The 17,293-nt window shown below is 59.8% G+C and carries 16 protein-coding genes and 2 riboswitches; of the genes, 9 read left to right on the top strand and 7 right to left on the bottom strand.

What is annotated here, in order from left to right; genetic code table 11:
* Positions 1-94: 94 nt before the first annotated feature.
* A riboswitch (cobalamin riboswitch) is annotated at positions 95-352 on the bottom strand.
* A 49-nt stretch (positions 353-401) separates the two neighbouring features.
* Both CTATCC11996_RS20490 and CTATCC11996_RS20485 read right to left on the bottom strand, forming a co-directional pair.
* On the bottom strand, positions 402-1,199 hold the full coding sequence (locus CTATCC11996_RS20490) for an ABC transporter ATP-binding protein (protein WP_003079922.1): 798 nt from the start codon (positions 1,197-1,199) through the stop codon (positions 402-404).
* Complete coding sequence (locus CTATCC11996_RS20485; RefSeq protein ID WP_003079920.1) at positions 1,196-2,260, bottom strand: FecCD family ABC transporter permease; 1,065 nt, start codon at positions 2,258-2,260, stop codon at positions 1,196-1,198. Before CTATCC11996_RS20485 ends, CTATCC11996_RS20490 begins: the two co-directional genes overlap by 4 nt.
* 237 nt (positions 2,261-2,497) lie before the next feature.
* Positions 2,498-2,741, bottom strand: a riboswitch (cobalamin riboswitch).
* A gap of 313 nt (positions 2,742-3,054) precedes the next feature.
* Between CTATCC11996_RS20485 and CTATCC11996_RS20480 the strand changes: the two genes are divergently transcribed.
* Both CTATCC11996_RS20480 and CTATCC11996_RS20475 read left to right on the top strand, forming a co-directional pair.
* Complete coding sequence (locus CTATCC11996_RS20480; protein WP_003079917.1) at positions 3,055-3,552, top strand: DUF2721 domain-containing protein; 498 nt, start codon at positions 3,055-3,057, stop codon at positions 3,550-3,552.
* 14 nt (positions 3,553-3,566) lie between these two features.
* Positions 3,567-3,896 carry a hypothetical protein gene (locus tag CTATCC11996_RS20475; protein ID WP_003079914.1) on the top strand — a complete coding sequence of 110 codons (330 nt, stop codon included), beginning with the start codon at positions 3,567-3,569 and terminating at the stop codon, positions 3,894-3,896.
* Between the two features lies 1 nt (position 3,897).
* On the opposite strand, the gene CTATCC11996_RS20470 is transcribed toward CTATCC11996_RS20475, so the two are convergent.
* Positions 3,898-4,818, bottom strand: coding sequence for an HTH-type transcriptional regulator ArgP (locus tag CTATCC11996_RS20470; RefSeq protein ID WP_003079912.1), 921 nt, complete (start codon positions 4,816-4,818; stop codon positions 3,898-3,900).
* Between the two features lie 91 nt (positions 4,819-4,909).
* Between CTATCC11996_RS20470 and CTATCC11996_RS20465 the strand changes: the two genes are divergently transcribed.
* Positions 4,910-5,560, top strand: a complete 651-nt coding sequence (locus CTATCC11996_RS20465; RefSeq protein ID WP_003079911.1) for a LysE/ArgO family amino acid transporter — start codon at positions 4,910-4,912, stop codon at positions 5,558-5,560.
* A 58-nt stretch (positions 5,561-5,618) separates the two neighbouring features.
* On the opposite strand, the gene CTATCC11996_RS20460 is transcribed toward CTATCC11996_RS20465, so the two are convergent.
* Both CTATCC11996_RS20460 and CTATCC11996_RS20455 read right to left on the bottom strand, forming a co-directional pair.
* Positions 5,619-5,927, bottom strand: coding sequence for a hypothetical protein (locus CTATCC11996_RS20460; RefSeq protein ID WP_003079909.1), 309 nt, complete (start codon positions 5,925-5,927; stop codon positions 5,619-5,621).
* Between the two features lie 156 nt (positions 5,928-6,083).
* The gene (locus tag CTATCC11996_RS20455) at positions 6,084-6,560 is read right to left on the bottom strand and encodes an Lrp/AsnC family transcriptional regulator (RefSeq protein WP_034349825.1); all 477 of its coding nucleotides are present in this window, start codon (positions 6,558-6,560) and stop codon (positions 6,084-6,086) included.
* Positions 6,561-6,648: 88 nt separating this feature from the next.
* Between CTATCC11996_RS20455 and CTATCC11996_RS20450 the strand changes: the two genes are divergently transcribed.
* The 4 genes from CTATCC11996_RS20450 to CTATCC11996_RS20435 all read left to right on the top strand — a co-directional run bounded on the left by CTATCC11996_RS20450 (position 6,649) and on the right by CTATCC11996_RS20435 (position 12,907).
* A complete protein-coding gene (locus CTATCC11996_RS20450) occupies positions 6,649-7,548 on the top strand; it encodes an EamA family transporter (RefSeq protein WP_003079906.1) in 900 nt (299 codons plus the stop codon).
* Positions 7,549-8,013: 465 nt separating this feature from the next.
* On the top strand, positions 8,014-9,936 hold the full coding sequence (locus CTATCC11996_RS20445; protein ID WP_003079904.1) for a PrkA family serine protein kinase: 1,923 nt from the start codon (positions 8,014-8,016) through the stop codon (positions 9,934-9,936).
* A 71-nt stretch (positions 9,937-10,007) separates the two neighbouring features.
* Complete coding sequence (locus CTATCC11996_RS20440) at positions 10,008-11,276, top strand: YeaH/YhbH family protein (protein WP_034349822.1); 1,269 nt, start codon at positions 10,008-10,010, stop codon at positions 11,274-11,276.
* A complete protein-coding gene (locus tag CTATCC11996_RS20435; RefSeq protein ID WP_003079900.1) occupies positions 11,273-12,907 on the top strand; it encodes a SpoVR family protein in 1,635 nt (544 codons plus the stop codon). The genes CTATCC11996_RS20440 and CTATCC11996_RS20435 overlap by 4 nt, the downstream gene beginning before the upstream one ends.
* 241 nt (positions 12,908-13,148) lie before the next feature.
* Here CTATCC11996_RS20435 and CTATCC11996_RS20430 read toward each other — a convergent pair whose 3' ends face one another.
* Positions 13,149-13,934, bottom strand: a complete 786-nt coding sequence (locus CTATCC11996_RS20430; RefSeq protein WP_003055852.1) for a MetQ/NlpA family ABC transporter substrate-binding protein — start codon at positions 13,932-13,934, stop codon at positions 13,149-13,151.
* Between the two features lie 167 nt (positions 13,935-14,101).
* Between CTATCC11996_RS20430 and CTATCC11996_RS20425 the strand changes: the two genes are divergently transcribed.
* Complete coding sequence (locus CTATCC11996_RS20425) at positions 14,102-14,341, top strand: DUF3820 family protein (RefSeq protein WP_003079897.1); 240 nt, start codon at positions 14,102-14,104, stop codon at positions 14,339-14,341.
* 222 nt (positions 14,342-14,563) lie between these two features.
* Here the strand turns inward: CTATCC11996_RS20425 and CTATCC11996_RS20420 are convergent, their stop codons facing one another.
* Positions 14,564-16,393, bottom strand: a complete 1,830-nt coding sequence (locus tag CTATCC11996_RS20420; RefSeq protein ID WP_003079894.1) for a sensor domain-containing diguanylate cyclase — start codon at positions 16,391-16,393, stop codon at positions 14,564-14,566.
* 393 nt (positions 16,394-16,786) lie between these two features.
* Between CTATCC11996_RS20420 and CTATCC11996_RS20415 the strand changes: the two genes are divergently transcribed.
* Entirely contained in the window at positions 16,787-17,293 is a 507-nt protein-coding gene (locus tag CTATCC11996_RS20415; protein ID WP_034349759.1) for a sigma-70 family RNA polymerase sigma factor, read from the top strand.

Raw genomic sequence — 17,293 nt, 5'->3', positions numbered from 1 at the left:
GACAGGTCCGCCTTTTTCAGGCATGACGCAATCCACTTTCTGGCCGCTATCCGCACCCCGCAGACAGTTTTCGTAAAGACCGCCCCGAGGGGCGGAGTTGAGTCATCGGCAGGCCGGTCTCCGGGCTCACAGGCAATTCATTGCTGAATTCACGACTCGCCTTCCCGAAAGATGCAGACCGTCGCGATGCGAGGGGCCGGATCATGTCCAGTGGCTGCAAGCGTTGATGCGCTCGCATGAGTGTGTTGACCTGTTTACCGTTGCGGGGGCAGCCAAGGCTTCCTGAGCTTGCGATCAGACCTTGTTCCCGTTTCACTCGCTTCAAGCGAGCACCTTCCGAAACGAAGCGCCATCAAGGCGCCGCGAGAGTTTATCAGTCCCCGGGCGAAACGCAGAGGGATTTAGAGCAACTCGTCCGGCATGAACTCGATCAGCGGTCTGCCGCTGCGCTCGCTCAGGCGTACCTGGGCATGCACGCCGTAGACCTCGGCAATGGTCTGGGAGGTCAGCACCTGGGCCGGTGTGCCCTGTGCCACCAGTTCTCCTGCCTTGAGCAGGTACAGACGGTCGCAGTAGTGGGCAGCCAGTGGCAGCTCGTGCAGCGCGGCCAGCGTGGTCAGGCCCAGGCTGCGGATCAGGTTCATCAGCTCGAACTGGTGGCGTACGTCCAGGTGGTTGGTGGGCTCGTCCAGCACCAGCAGCCTGGTCTGCTGGGCCAGTGCTCTGGCCATGAGCACGCGCTGCTTCTCGCCCCCTGACAGGGTCGAAAACATGCGCTGCGCCAGCGACTGGGCACGGACCTGGGCCAGGGACTGGGCGACGATGTGAAAGTCTTGCTCGCTGTCCCGGGCGAAAGAGCTCTGGTGAGGCGTGCGACCCATGAGCACCACATCGCAGACGCGCAGATCGAACTCGCTGGTGTTTTCCTGGGTCAGTACCGCCATGGAGCGGGCATTGTCGCGAGCGCTTCGCTGCCAGACGTCCTGTCCATCTATGCAGACCGCACCGCTGGCAGGCCTGAGCATGCGGTAGATCATGCGCAGCAGGGTGGACTTGCCGCTGCCGTTGGGGCCGAGCAGGCCGACCAGTTCGCCATGCCGGATATGTAGGCTGATGTCCTTGACAATGGAGGCGGCCGCCGTTTGCCAATGCAGGCGGCTGGCCTCCAGCAGGCAGGAAGAGCTGGGTGCGGCACTCACGGGTTGCCCTTTTCCCGCACGCTCTTGCGGCACAGCATCCAGACAAAGAAGGGGCCGCCCAGCAGCGAGGTGATGACCCCCACGGGTACTTCGGCGGGGGCAAAGCTGATGCGCGAGAACACATCGACCCAGATCAGGAAGATGGCACCTGTGAGCGCGGCCACAGGCAGCACGCGCCGGTGCTCGGAGCCGACCAGCATGCGGGCGACATGGGGCACGATGAGGCCGACAAAGCCGATCGGACCCGTCAGCGCCACCAGCACGCCCGTCACCATCGAGACCAGAACGAATAGCCAGCGCCTGGTGCGGGTGGTGTCCACCCCGAGCGTGGCGGCGGTCTCTTCGCCTGCCAGCAGTGCATTGAGTGAGCGGGCCTGTGCCAGCAGCAGGGCCACGCCCGCCGCCAGCAAGGCAGCCGGCAGGCCCAGCTCCTGCCAGCGGGTTCCGGCCAGACTGCCCAGGGTCCAGGTGAGCACGGAGTTGGCCAGCTCACGCTGATCTGCCGTCAGCACAATCAGGCTGGTGACGCCGCCCAGGCAGTAGGCAATGGCCACGCCGCCCAGAATGAGTCGCGATGCCTGCAATCGTCCATTGGCATGGGCCAGCAAGTACACGGCCACACAGGCCAGCAGCGCACCGCTGAAAGCGCCCAGCGGCAAGGCCAGCTCGCCGGCGAATGCCAGTGCACCGAAGGCCAGCACGCTTACGGCCCCGACCGACGCACCGGATGAAACGCCAAGCAGATAGGGGTCGGCCAGCGGATTGCGCACCATGGCCTGCATGGCTACGCCGACCAGCGCAAGGCCTGCGCCGGTCAGGGCTGCCAGCAATACGCGCGGCAGGCGCACGCGCCAGACAATCTGGTACTGGGCGCTGCTCCAGCTGCCTGAAGGCCAGTCCAGGCCCAGGCGCTGACCCAGCTCATAAGCCGTGATCTGCCAGGCTTGCCCGGGGGCGATCCGTACCGGCCCCAAGGTGATGGCCAGAGTCAGAGACAGCAGCAGCACTGCCGTCAACACGGCCAGCCATAGCTTCAGCTGATGGCGTTGCTGGACGAACATCTGTGTCAACGGCTGGGTCATGGCTGCAGCCAGGCGGTGGCCCGGGTGGGCATGGCGCCAGCGGGCCCGAGGCGCGAGGCAAAAGCCTGTGCAAGGTGTCTCATTGTCATTAGCCAGGGCAGACGGTCTGCATGCTGGTGACGAGATCGGGCGGAGGGCGGGCCTCGCAGCCTGTTGCCGTCACGCTGCTCCCCGCAGACGTTCGTTGCACATGCCGACTGCCGGAACTGGGTCCGGACGGTCAGCGCTCAACAGGCCGGTATCCGGGCTGGCAGATTGCGCGAGGCATGTTACTTCGCCTTCCCGGCGTTGCCGCGCACCTCGTCGAAGAGGCCACGTAAAACACCAGTGACAGGCTCCTGCAAGCGCAAAAGCCATGAAGTGGTTTGATCTGCTTACCGTTGCGGGGGCAGCCAAGGCTTTGAACCTTGTTCCCGTTTAACCCGATGAAGCACCGGGCACCTGTCGCATGGAGAAAAAGCCTGCGGCACGGCCGTGCCGAGACTTGTTTCAACGAAAAATTATATAGCAGCGCATCCAGACATCGTCTGGGAGATCAGGGCGATTCCTTTGGGGCAACGAGGCACGGCACAAGGTAGGCATCGCGTTCAGCAAGGCGCTGGTGCAGGTTCAGGCACTGTGGCGGCACTGCCCGTGATCGATATCCGATGTCCAAACAGGCTGCAGCCGCCTGAAATGTCGGCGGCGGCTATTTTTGAGTGTCCGCAGTCAAAACTGAGCTGACATTTGTGCACAAAATAGAGGCTGAGAAAGCCCCCGATTCTGAGGACATCATGAGTATCTGGTCCATCGACGCACAGACCGTCACCCACAGCATTCAGCTCGCTGTCGCGCCGGTTTTTTTTCTGACTGCCGTGGCCGGCATGATTGGCTCCGTAGCGGGGCGGCTGGCCCGCATCATTGACCGAGCCCGCAAGCTGGAGGAAAGCCTGCGCACGCTGGAGGATCACGATCTGATCGCGCGCCACCTCAAGGAGCTGCATTTTCTGCGCGAGCGCGGGCGGCTGGCCAACGTCTCCATTGCGCTGCTGACGCTGTGCGGCATGTGCATAGGGCTGACCATCGTGCTGCTGTTCGTGGGTCAGGCCTACGGCGTCAGCGGCCACGGCTATGCCGTTTTCAGCTTTCTGCTGGGGGTGCTGGCCTTTGTGCTGGCGCTGTGCTGCTTTCTCTGGGAGACCATCATGGCGACACGCATTCTTGACTTTCATATGCTCAGCCAGGCCAGGGCGGCCGTGCGCCATGTGGGGGAGTCCGAGCGCCGTCCCTGAGGGATCTGCGAGACATGTTTTTTCTGCCTCTGATCCTGGTGCCCATCGTCTTTCTGATGGCACTTGCTCGCCTCTATCAGATTCCCGTGCAGCTGCGCTCGGGGCGGTTGCGGCTGGTCGAGCGCGGCAGGCCGGGCTTGCGCCTGGCCACCTTGCTGGCCTATGCCGGTCTGCTGACGGGTAGCGGGGCATTGCTCGCGGCCTTGGTGTATGCAAGCTTTTTCGCGCCACAGCGCTGGCCCGCCTATCTGCACCTGGCTCCTTATCTGGCGCTTTATCCCTTGCTGTATCTGGCGGCTGCATGGGTGTTTTATTACGGCCTGAAAAAGCCTGCTGCCGCCTGAGCTAGTCCTGCATGGGCTCCAGCCAGGCAGCTGCAGCATGAATGATGCAGTCGGTCAGTCGCTGCAGGCTGGTCTGGGCATTGCGGGTGTGGGCCCAGTACATGGGGATGTGGAGATCTCTGCCCGGAAGCAGTTCCATCAGATCGCCGCTGGCCAGTTGCGGGGTGATTAACTGGGCCGGGTGCATGCCCCAGCCCATGCCCAGTTCCACGGCACGGGTGTAGCCCTGGTTGGAGGGCAGAAAGTGACGTGCATTGTTGCGTCGTCCGTCCAGCCCCAGGCCGTGCAGCCATTGGTCCTGCAGGCTGTCCTTGCGCCCGTAGTACATCATTGGCGCCTTGGCCAGCATCTGGGCCAACTCCCGGTCTGATTCGGCTTGGCCCAGGTGGCGCTGCACAAACTCAGGGCTGGCCACGGCGATATAGCGCATGCGGCCCAGCGGCCAGGTGTTGCACCCTGCAATCGCCGAACCCGTGGCCGTGACCGCGGCCATGACTTCGCCTTCCTTGATGCGTTTGGCCGTGTGGTCCTGGTCGTCAATGCTGATGTCCAGCAATTCGTTGCCGTCCTGCGTGAAGGTCGCCATGGCATCCATGAACCAGGTCGACAGGGAGTCGGCATTGACTGCAAGCTTCAACGTGGGCAGGGCGGTCTGTCCTTCCGGGATCAGCTCGGGGTTCTTGCGTCGCAAATCGTTTTCCAGCAGCGCTACCTGCTCCACATGCAGGCACAGGCGCCGGCCAGCCTCCGTGCCGGTGCAGGGCGTGCCGCGCAGCACCAGTACCTGCCCCACGCGTTCCTCGAGCAGCTTGATGCGCTGGGAGATGGCGGAGGGTGTGACATGCAGCTTGCGCGCTGCACGCTCGAAGCTCCCTTCGCGCAATACGGCGGCAAGTGCTTCCAGTCCCGCGTAGTCCAACATTAGAAATTCTTCATTGAATTGAGTAAATGTAATTTTACTTAATTGCTGCGCAGAGCAAGAATCCGGGCCGGTTTGGAGGAGTCAGCGGCTCATGGACATGACAACTAATTTTTATTCCGCCTGGATTGCAGGCTTTACAGTGTGCGCTTCGCTCATCGTTTCCATAGGTGCCCAGAACCTGTATGTGCTGCGTCAGGCAGTGCAGGGCGAACATGTGAAGGCCTGCGTGGCTCTGTGTGTGCTCAGCGACGGGCTGCTGGTTGCGCTGGGGGTGGCCGGCATGGCGCAGATGCTGGCCAGGTATCCGGCATTGGCCCAGTATCTGACGCTGGGCGGAGCCGCATTCTTGCTGGCCTATGGCCTTTTCGCCTTGCGGCGCATGTGGCTGGCGCCGGATGCGGCCATGGAGGCCGGCGAGCGCAGGGCGGCACCACGCGGAATGATGAGCGTGCTGGCTGCGCTGGCAGCCATCACTTTGCTCAATCCTCATGTGTACCTGGATACGGTGTTGCTGATGGGCTCGATTGGCGCCCAGCAGGAGGGTGCAGGCCGCTGGTCCTATGTGATTGGGGCGGCCTCGGCCAGCTGCCTCTGGTTTGTGCTGCTGGCGATGGCGGGGCGCCGTCTCAAGCACCTGTTTGCGAACCCCGGTGCCTGGCGCGTCATGGATGGCATCACTGGTGTGATGATGCTGTGTCTGGCCTGGTGGGTGGCGAGCAGCGCTTTGGGAATGGAAATTTGAGTCTCAAGTTGCGCCAGCGCCATTCATTGCAGGCTCTTTCACACTCCTGTATTGGGTTTCAAGCCTCTGAGGCTTGTTCCCACAGGCCTACGGCCTCGATGAGGTTCCAGCTATTGCATTCAATGCGATAGTGGCCTGTGGCTCCGGTCTTCTGGCTCTGGCCCTCGATCACCACAATATGCTTGCCGTGACGCTGGGCTTCGGAGAGCGGGCGGATCTTGTCGTAGTTGTGCCTCTCGGCAATATCGCCACGAAAGGCAATCGTCACTTGCTCTCGCCGGGGGAAGTAGTCCTTGGCATATTTGTCCAGAGTGCGATCGGCAACCAGCGTGGCCATATCGGGCGAGGTAGCGGAAGAAGCGTTCATCGTGTTTCCTCAAGAGTGGACTCTTGTTTGTGTGCAGAATTTGAGCCGGTTTATGACGTAATTGTTGCATTTTGTTTCCGGTGGCGCCAGTGCCAATCTCCATGGCAGGTGGCAGACCTCGTCCGACATCAACTCCGACCGGGCAGTCGCACCACCCTATGGCGCAGACAGTGGCAGCTGAAGCCCTGTCTTGATACGCTCCAGTGCGATCGAGGTGCTGTAGCGGCGAATGTTCTCGTCCCCTTCGAACAGGCGTCTGCAGATGGCCTGGTAATCATCCATGTCGGTTGCCGTGACGACCAGGATGTAGTCGGTTTCGCCCGTCACATAGAAGCACTGCTGCACAGCCGCTTCCTCGGCTATCCGTGCTCTGAAACCGCGCGACAGATCCGGCCTGTCGTTGACCAACTGCACGGTGATGACCGCAGTCAGCGTGCGGCCCACTTTGATGGGCTCCAGCACGGCCACATTGGCGGCAATCACCCCGGTTTCCTGCAATCGTTTGATGCGCCGCTGCACGGCTGGGGCCGAGAGGTTGATGTGCTCCGCAATCAGACGCTGTGGCATGAGGTTGTCGCGCTGGAGCAGGGCAAGAATCGCGTGGTCAAAGGAATCCAGATCGGCAGCAGGCATGGTGTTGGATGTGTTGAGAGCGAAACTTGCAGATTCAATGCTGAAAACGAGCAAATTTCGCGGGTGACATGCAATATCGTACTCACCTATGTCAAAGAACAGCTGGAATCATTGGTGGCCCGTGTTGGCCGTGTTGGGCTCGGTCACTGCACTCGGGCTGGGGACTTCGCTGGCCAAGCAGCTGTTTCCCCTGATCGGTGCCCAGGGCACATCGGCACTGCGAGTGGGCTTTGCAGCGTTGATTCTGGTGTGTGTCTGGCGGCCCTGGCGCTGGTCGCTCAACCGTCAGCAGGCACTGGCTCTGCTGGTTTTCGGCATGGCACTGGGCGGCATGAATCTGATGTTCTACATGGCGCTGCGCGATATTCCGTTTGGCCTGGCCGTGGCCATCGAGTTTTCGGGACCGCTGGCTGTGGCCATCTACTACTCACGCCGCGCGCTGGACTTTGTCTGGCTGGCGCTGGCGGTGGTCGGCCTAGCCTTGATTCTTCCTCTGGGCGGCAATGCTTCGGGCCTTAACCTGTCACCAGTGGGCATTGCCTGCGCGCTCGGAGCCGCTGTCTGCTGGGCCTCCTACATCGTGCTGGGGCGCAGGCTGGGCCATATCCCCAGCGGCCAGGCCGTCTCTCTGGGCTTGCTGTGCGCGGCGTTGGTGGTGGTGCCGTTTGGTGTGGCCGAGGCAGGGCTCAAGCTGCTGACGCCGTCGATCCTTCTGTTCGGGCTGATGGTGGCGGCCATCTCCAGTGCCTTGCCCTACTCACTGGAAATGCTGGCTCTGCGTCGTCTGCCACCTGCAACCTTCGGCATTGCGCTGGCGACCGAGCCAGCCATTGCAGCGCTGATGGGCATGCTGCTGCTCAGCGAGAACCTGACGGCCACGCAGTGGACCGCCATTGCCTGCATCATGGCTGCGGCCATGGGCAGTGCAGTGACGCGCCCAGGCGCCAAATCGCCCGCGGTGGATGCTTCGGCAGCCACTTCCGGATGAATACCCATGCTATGAAAAGAGATGCTGCTAGCGCTTGCTCATCAATGCTTTGCTGAAATATTTCTAGTGAATAACCCTTGAAATTTAGGCGGGAAGCTCTGTTTTCTGTAGCTGCAATAGTTCAAAACGCTGCTTGTTCAGCGCTTTTTTTATGCCACCTCGACTGCCTGTAAATCGATGTTCCGATCAGTTTTTCGAGTCGTCGAAATCTTGAATGATGGCAGATAGATAGGGGGCTTTGTTGCTTCAATGAGGGCAGACTTCTATGCTCATTTCGAGTCATATTTCTTGACCGATTTTTACGCTATCCGGTTTGCGGTTTTGGCTGTCGTGGCTACTGCGTATTTGTAGGAATCTCGGTCTATTCAAATTAGGAGCGAGGTGCTACAACGGATGCACACGGTAACGAATGCCTTGCAACTTTGCGGCACTGATTCGAGCCCTGGTGCCGCCACGGGAGGTCATATGGATGTCATCAGCAATTCTGCAGCACGCTACGTTCGTCTGCGTGAAGAAGAAATGTCGCTGGACGAGTACCTTAGCCTTTGCCAGCGTGATCCCATGGCCTATGCCGGAGCCTCACAGCGCATGCTGTCCGTCATCGGTGAACCCGAAATGGTGGACACCCGCAACGATCCTGTGCTGTCGCGTCTGTTTGCCAACAAGGTCATCCGCCGCTACCCCGCGTTCTCCGAGTTCTACGGCATGGAAGATGCCATCGAGCAGGTGGTGAGCTTCTTTCGCCATGCGGCCCAGGGTCTGGAGGAACGCAAACAGATTCTCTATCTGCTGGGGCCTGTTGGCGGCGGTAAAAGCTCGATTGCAGAGCGCCTCAAATACCTGATGCAAAAGGCACCGTTCTACGCGCTCAAGGGATCGCCGGTGAACGAGTCGCCACTGGGCTTGTTCGACCCCGTGGAAGACGGCCCGGTGCTGGAAGATGAGTTCGGCATTCCGCGTCGCAGTCTGCAGCATGTGCTCTCGCCCTGGGCAGTGAAGCGGCTGGAGGAGTTCGGCGGAGACATTCGGCAGTTCCGAGTGGTCAAACGCTACCCCAGCATTCTCAAGCAGATAGGCATTGCCAAGACCGAGCCCGGCGATGAGAACAACCAGGATATTTCCAGTCTGGTGGGCAAGGTGGACATCCGCAAGCTGGAGAACTTTTCGCAGGACGACACCGACGCCTACAGCTACTCCGGCGGCCTGTGCCTGGCCAATCAGGGTCTGCTGGAGTTCGTGGAAATGTTCAAGGCCCCGATCAAGGTGCTGCACCCCTTGCTGACGGCCACGCAGGAAGGCAATTACAAGGGCACGGAAGGCTTTGGTGCGATTCCGTTTGATGGCATTGTGCTGGCACACAGCAATGAAAGCGAATGGAAGGCCTTCCGCAACAACCGCAACAATGAGGCCTTCCTCGACCGCATCTACATCGTCAAGGTGCCTTACTGCCTGCGCGTGAGCGAGGAAGTCCGCATCTACGAGAAGCTGATCCGGGAGTCTTCGCTGGCCAACGCCATCTGCGCGCCCGGCACGCTCAAGATGATGGCGCAGTTCTCCGTGCTCACGCGCCTGAAGGAGCCGGAGAACTCCAGCATCTTCAGCAAGATGCAGGTCTATGACGGCGAAAGCCTCAAGGACACGGATCCCCGTGCCAAGAGCTACCAGGAATACCGCGACTATGCGGGCGTGGACGAGGGCATGGAAGGCATCTCCACCCGCTTTGCCTTCAAGATTCTGGCCAAGGTCTTCAACTACGACAGCACCGAAGTGGCGGCCAACCCTGTGCACCTGATGTATGTGCTGGAGCGGCAGATCGAGCGCGAGCAGTTCCCGGCCGAACTGGAGACCAAGTACATAGGCTTCATCAAGGAATATCTGTCGCAGCGCTATGCCGAATTCATCGGCAAGGAAATCCAGACCGCCTATCTGGAGAGCTACAGCGAGTACGGCCAGAACATCTTTGACCGCTATGTCACTTACGCCGACTACTGGATTCAGGACAGCGAGTACCGCGACACCGATACCGGCGAGGTGTTCGATCGCAATGCTCTCAATGCCGAGCTGGAGAAGGTTGAAAAGCCGGCTGGCATTGCGAACCCCAAGGATTTCCGCAACGAGATCGTCAACTTTGTGCTGCGGGCCAGGGCCAACAACCAGGGCAAGAACCCGAGCTGGACCAGTTACGAGAAGCTGCGCGTGGTGATCGAGAAGAAGATGTTCTCCAACACCGAGGAGTTGCTGCCCGTCATCAGCTTCAACGCCAAGGCCAGTGCGGAGGATGCGCGCAAGCATGAGGACTTCGTCACCCGTATGGAAGCCAAGGGCTATACGCCCAAGCAAGTGCGTCTGCTTTGCGAGTGGTATCTGCGCGTGCGCAAGAGCAGCTGACAGCGGTGTCGGTGGCCCGGCGCGGCCACCGGCAGGACGGTTGAGAACAGCCCCTTGAGATGGGAGCACAGATGGCACTGCATATCATCGACCGCAGGCTCGCAGGCAAGAATAAATCGGTGGGCAACCGCGAGCGGTTTGTGCGGCGTTTCAAAGAGCAGATCGCGGAGGCGGTGCGCAAAGCCGTGTCTGCGCGCGACATCCGCCATATCGATCAGGCGGAAAGCATCACCATTCCGAAAAAAGACATTCAGGAGCCGGTCTTCAGGCATGGGCAGGGTGGTATCCGCGATATGGTGTTGCCCGGCAATCGCGAGCATGTGCGCGGTGATCGCATTGCCCGGCCGCCTGGTGGAGGCGGCGGCTCGGGATCGCAGGCCAGCGATAGCGGTGAGGGGCAGGACGACTTCACTTTCACATTGACCAAGGAAGAGTTCATGGAGCTTTTCTTTGAAGATCTGGCCCTGCCGCGCCTGCTGCGCAACCACATCGGCAACACCTTGCAATACAAGACAAGGCGCGCCGGCTACAGCCATGACGGCACGCCCAGCAATCTGGCGCTGGTGCGCACCATGCGCGGCGCCCTGGGGCGGCGCATTGCGCTGACCAAAGCTCCGCACCGTGAGCTCAAGGTGCTGGAAGAACAGCTTGAAACTCTGCTGGCGCAGGATGACGGCACCAGTGAGTCAGTAGCCGAGTTGCAGCGCCGTATCGATACCTTGCGTGAGCGTATCGGCGCAGTGCCTTTCCTGGAACAACTGGATCTGCGCTTTCGCAATCGCAGCAAGGTGCCTGTGCCGAGCAGCCAGGCCGTGATGTTCTGTGTGATGGACGTGTCCGGTTCCATGGATCAGGAGCGCAAGGAACTGGCCAAGCGCTTTTTCATTCTGCTGTACCTGTTTCTCACCAGGCATTACGACAAGATCGAGATTGTTTTCATCCGCCACCACACCCAGGCTGCAGAAGTCAGCGAAGACGAGTTCTTTCACTCCACGGAAAGCGGTGGCACGGTAGTCAGCAGCGCGCTGGTCCTGCTCGAACAGATCATCAGGGCCCGCTATCCGGTCAACGACTGGAATATCTATGTTGCCCAAGCCAGCGATGGCGACAACTTCAGCGACGATGGTGGCAAATGCCACAGCCTTCTGGCCGAGAGAATATTGCCGCTGGTGCGCTACTACGCATACCTGCAAGTGGTGCTCGAGGAGCAGAGTCTCTGGGAGGAGTACAGCCGCCTGCTGCCGCTGTTCCCCCATTTCGCCATGCGCAAGGTATCGGCCGCCAACGAGATCTACCCGGTGTTCCGCGATCTCTTCAAAAAGGATGGGGTATCGATATGAACCTCAATCTCTATCCCGTGCTGGATCTCAGCGCAAGCAGAAAGGCCGGAAATTCGCATGTTCAAGGGGAGCCGCGCTTTCGCGATGTGCCGCAGGCGCCTTTGATGGCGTCCCAGCGACCGGCGTCTCCCTTGCCCGACCCCAGCGACTGGACTTTCGAGCTGATCGAACAGTATCACGCGGCGATTGCGGCCACGGCTGAGCGCTACGGCCTGGATACCTATCCGAATCAGCTGGAGATCATCACGGCCGAACAAATGATGGATGCCTATTCCAGCGTGGGCATGCCGGTCAACTACCGGCACTGGAGCTATGGCAAGGAGTTTCTGGCCACGGAGCGCCGCTACCGACGAGGTCACATGGGACTGGCCTATGAGATCGTCATCAATGCCAACCCTTGCATCAGCTACCTGATGGAGGAGAACAGCACGGCCATGCAGGCCCTGGTGATTGCGCATGCGGCCTATGGGCACAACAGCTTTTTCAAGAACAACTATCTGTTTCGCATGTGGTCCGACGCGGGCAGCATCATCGACTATCTCGTCTATGCACGCGACTATGTGGCGCAATGCGAAGAACGCTATGGTTTTGACACCGTGGAGCAGTTGCTGGACTCCTGCCATGCGTTGTCGAACTTTGGTGTGGACCGCTATTGCCGTCCCTCGCATAAAAGCCTGTCGCGCGAGCGCGCCGAGAGAGAGGCACGTGAAGCCTATGTGCAGCAACAGGTCAATGTGCTGTGGCGCACCCTTCCAGCACGAAGGGACAAGGACAAGGACAGCACGACGCAAGGCAGCGAGCGCTTTCCCCGAGAGCCCGAAGAGAACATTCTCTATTTCATCGAGAAAAACGCTCCCTTGCTCGAACCCTGGCAACGAGAGATCGTGCGCATCGTGCGCAAGATCGCCCAGTATTTCTATCCGCAGCGCCAGACTCAGGTGATGAACGAGGGCTGGGCCACCTTCTGGCATTACACATTGCTCAACACTCTGTATGACGAGGGTTGGTTGACCGATGGCGTGATGCTGGAGTGGCTGTCATCGCATACCAATGTGATCTACCAGCCTCCAGCGGGCCACCGGGCTTTCAGCGGCATCAATCCTTACGCGCTGGGTTTTGCCATGTACCGTGATATTCGGCGGATCTGCGAAAAGCCGACCGAGGAAGATCGCCGCTGGTTTCCCGACATGGCCGGTACGCCCTGGCTGCCGGCGCTGCACCACGCCATGCGCAATTACAAGGACGAGAGCTTTGTCGGCCAGTTTCTGAGCCCGCACCTGATACGCGACATGCGTTTGTTCTCTCTGCACGATGACCCTGACGAACGTGATGTTCTGGTCAGCGCCATTCACGACGAAGATGGCTACCGCACGCTGCGCCAGTTGCTGTCTCAGCAATACGACCTCGGGACGCGTGAGCCCAATATTCAGGCCTGGAGCGTGAATCTGCGCGGCGACCGCAGTCTTACCCTGCGGCATACCCAGTACCAGGGCAGGCCGCTGGCAGAAGATGCGCAGGAGGTTCTCAAGCATGTGGCTCGCCTGTGGGGATTTGGCGTGCATCTGGAAAGCGTCAACGGCGATGGCGAGACACCGGTTTTGCGGCACTCGGTGCCTGCCCCCTCGCATTGAGAAATCTCAAGTGGAAATTGCTTAAGGCCCTTGCCTGTAAAGCGCTATAAGCTATCAAATGAAAAGAAAAAGCGCTGCAGAAGCAGCGCTTTTTTCTGGGTCAGGTCGTCAGGTGTGGTCGGCGGCCGGTTCTGTCCGGCCCCGGGACAACAGCAGGAGCTTGTGCCCACCGTACCCTTTCGAGCGCGACCGTCACCCCTGTCGATGAGGGGCGCGCCAGCGCTTCTAAGACTTTTGCGAATCAGAACGCAGGAACCACGGCGCCCTTGTACTTTTCCTGGATGAACTTCTTGGTGTCTGCAGAGTGCAGAGCGCTCATCAGCTTGGCAATGTCGGCACCGTTGGCGCGATCCTTGCGGGCCACCACGATATTGGTGTAGGGCGAGTCGGCTCCTTCGATGAACAGGGCATCCTTGGTGGGGTTGAGCTTGGCTTCGATTGCGTAGTTGGTGTTGATCAGAGCCAGATCGACATCAGCCAGGGCGCGGGGCAGCAAAGGCGCTTCCAGTTCCTTGAACTTCAGCTTCTTGGGGTTCTTGACGACGTCCAGAGCAGTAGGGGTCAGGCTCTTGGGGTCCTTGAGCTCGATCAGGCCATGCTTGGCCAGCAGAATCAGCGCACGGCCACCGTTGGAAGGGTCGTTGGGAATGGCTACGGTAGCGCCATTCTTCAGATCCTTGATGTTCTTGATCTTGCTGGAGTAGGCACCGAAGGGTTCCACATGAACCTTGCCGTTGGGCACCGCCACCAGCGAGGTCTTGCGGTCCTTGTTGTAGCTGTCCAGATAGGGCTGATGCTGGAAGAAGTTGGCATCCAGCTGCTTGTCTTCCACGGCGGCGTTGGGCTGCACGTAGTCGCTGAACTCCTTGATTTCCAGATCGATGCCCTGAGCCTTCAGTGCGGGCTTGATGTGATTGAGGATTTCGGCGTGAGGAACAGCCGTGGCACCCACCTTGAGCACGTCAGCAGCCTGGGCCGACAGCGCCAGAGTGGCAATAGCGATAGCAGAGAGAGCTTTCTTCAACATTGGTTCTGACCTTCTTCAGCAAGTTGCAATAAATTCCGGGCCTCATCTGGACCGCAGTGAACTAAGGTACATAGTCTAGTGCCGTGTACCGACGTCTGCAGGACATTTTTCTTATTTGGTTATAAGAGCGTCGTTTTTTATACAAAATTTCATTCCGATTGACTGCCATGAATCCCGAAATGCTGGAGCGCCTGGTGCGCGTGCCTATGCCTTATGGCAAGTACAAGGGCCGTTTGATTGCCGATCTGCCCGGCAACTACCTCAACTGGTTTGCCCGCGAGGGCTTTCCCAAAGGCGAGATCGGTCAATTGCTGGCTTTGATGCAGGAGCTCGATCACAACGGACTCAGCGGTTTGCTGGAGCCCATTCGCAAGGCTGCAGGGCTGCCGCCAAGAGCACAGGTATAGGTCGCAGAGAGGGCAGGCTTCAGACGGCCAGATGAGATATGCGGCAGGCGGGCCTGCACAAGCCCTGGCCGTTCGCCCTTGGTCGGAAGCAGGTAGCAGGCCTTTGGGCTTGGCTGACTGCGGCTTGGCCGCGAGTCTTCAAAATGCCCTGCTTTGGCCCGAAGGCGTTGTCAATTCCCGGCTCTGGACATATATGGATGCAGCTGCTCGCAGGGGATGCTCTCACGCCTTTGAGTCTTGCGAGAGGTCCGAATGTTGAACAATGCGCCCCTTGCCTGCATGTTTGGCTGAGTACATGGCCTCGTCCGCACTCTGCATCAGGTTGGCCGAGGAACTACCTGCGGTGCTGATGGAGATACCGATGCTGCTGCCGACTTGCACCATCACTCCACCATCCAGCGCAATGGGCTGGCGCACGGCTTCCATGCAGCGCTTCATGACAGACATGGCCTCACCGGAAGTGCGCAAGCCGGATAGCAGCACCACGAACTCATCGCCGCCCAGGCGGGCAACGCAGTCGCCGGCACGAGCCTGGGCCGTCAGTCGGGCAGCCACCACACGTAAAACTTCGTCGCCCGCATCGTGACCCTGGGTGTCGTTGACCTGTTTGAAACCATCCAGGTCCATGAAGCACACGGCAAGCATCTGGCCGTCGGCGAGCTCCTGGTTCAGCGTTTCCTCAAGTGCTCGGCGGTTCGCCAGACCCGTCAGAGCGTCGTGGTTGGCAAGGTGATTGGCGGCTTGTTCACCTTGCTTGAGGGCGTCGATGTCCACCAGAATCCATAGCGACTCTTCGGCATTCAGCAGTGTGCCGGATGCATCCACCCACAAAAGCTTGCCCTCGGCATTCTGTACCTGGAACTGCGCGTGAAATTTGCCCCGAGCCAGCAAGGAGGCATAGGCTTTTTCGCCGATACGCCTGTAGGAGGCTTCGTCCGGGTAAAGCATGCGCGTGGATGCGCCCTGCAGTGCAGCTGCTGGCTGCTTGAGCAGACGGCGCATGGCGGGGTTGGTCCAGACGATCTTGCGCTCGCGCAGGCGAGCCATGCCGATCAGGTCATTGTTGATGACCAGCTCCTGCTCTTTGCGGATACGGCGTTCACGCTGCTGCAGCCGGTAAAGTGCCACTGAGCCCAGAGCGATCAGGGCAATGCACAAGCCGGTAAGACCCCATGCACGCCAGGCTGAGGCTCGCCACATGGCCATATAGGCTTCCGTACCCAGCCCGGTAAACACCGTCAGAGGATATCCAGGCAACCGATGGTAGGCCGTGATGCGCTCCACGCCATCGATCAGGGTCGGTGTGATGTACCAGCCTTCCTCGCTGTTGCGGCTGATGGCCTGGTGATATTCAGACGAGACGGCGGCCTTGCCGATACCCGCGTCGGCGTCCTGGGTTGCAGCCGGATAGCGCGCTACCAGCAGTGCCTGATCGGTGCGCAATGCCATGGCGCTGCTCGTGCCGAACGACTGGCGCTGGAATAGCTGGTGAAAATGCTCGGCCGCGACGATGGCATAGACGATGCCCTGGAACTGACCGCCCTCGGCCTGAAGACGCCTCGCCAGCACGATAGACCATTTTCCGAAGGAATGGCTGATCAAAGGCTCGGACACCACCATTCGGTCTGCTTCGCGGGCTTGGGCGAAATAGGCGCGTTCCGCAACTGAAAACGGCACATCAATTTCGCTGGGAGTGATGAGTACCTCGCCAGCACTGTCCGTGATGCGCAGGGCGGTGACAAAAGGAATCAGGGCACGCTGCTCATGGAGCATTTCGTACAGGGCAAAGTTGGCAGCGGCAAGGCCGTCAAAGCTGCGCGCGCGGTAACGACTGGCAATCGATGACAGAGCGTTGTCCACCAGTCGCACCTCGGCAGCCAGCTCCAAGCTCAGGCTGCGCGCCTGATGCCTGGTGACGGCCACTCCCAGGTCCATGTCCGCACGGTAATTGGCATGCACGCCCAGCCATGTGGCAAAACACAGCAAGGCCGCTACCAGCAGGTTGCCGAGCACGATGCGATGTAAAAGCTTGTGAGAGCGAAAGCTTGTCATCTTGATTCTTGAGGTCCTTGAATACCAACCTGGATATGAAACGGCTCGGTTCCAGACATTTGCATCAATCACCTGCCGAGTAAAGCATCGCAGAGCTCAACAGCGCAATAGTCTTGCAATCATCCAGCAGGTGCCGGGAGGTTGATGCGAGCAGGCGTCCGAGAGGGTGTGCCGCGTGCGTGAATGGTCAGTAGCGGAGTTCCAGGCATCGAAGTATTGCGTGTGAGTGATTGTGCAGGGCCGGCCCTTCCACCAAGCTTGTCGCGGGCACAAGGCGATGCGGCCGGCAGAAGATGGAGCTGAAACATATGCGGAAATAGTGAAGGCATTGAGAAACCTGAAATGAGAATTGATATCATTTGAGGTCTGTTTGAGATCTATCCCCATTGCACCATGCCCGTTGTCGAAACAGCCTCCCATCGTGAAGTCGCCGCGCTTTACACAGATCATCACGGTTGGTTGCAGGGCTGGTTGCGCCGAAAGGTGGGCAATGCCTTTGATGCAGCAGATCTGACGCAAGACACTTTTGTCCGAATCCTGGGCGTGCGCGAGCCGCCGCGCATAGAGTCGCCGCGCGCTTATCTGACCACAGTGGCCAAAGGGGTACTGGTCAACTGGTGCCGGCGGCAGGCGCTGGAGCGTGCCTATCTGGAGGCTCTGGCCCTCTTGCCCGAACCTGAAGCGCCGTCGCCTGAGCACCGGGCCCTGGTGCTGGAGGCCCTGCATGAGATAGATGCCATGCTTGATGCCTTGCCGCCGCTGGTACGACGCACTTTTTTGCTTTCACAGCTGGAGGACATGAAGTACGACGATATCGCCTTGCAGCTGGGCGTGTCGCTGACCAGCGTCAAGCGTTACATGGCCCAGGCTTTCAGGCAGTGTCTGGCGCTGATGGAATGA

The organism is Comamonas testosteroni ATCC 11996 (assembly GCF_000241525.1).
In the GTDB taxonomy this organism is placed as follows: Bacteria; Pseudomonadota; Gammaproteobacteria; order Burkholderiales; family Burkholderiaceae_C; genus Comamonas; species Comamonas testosteroni.
This window is presented reverse-complemented; position numbering and strand designations above follow the sequence as displayed.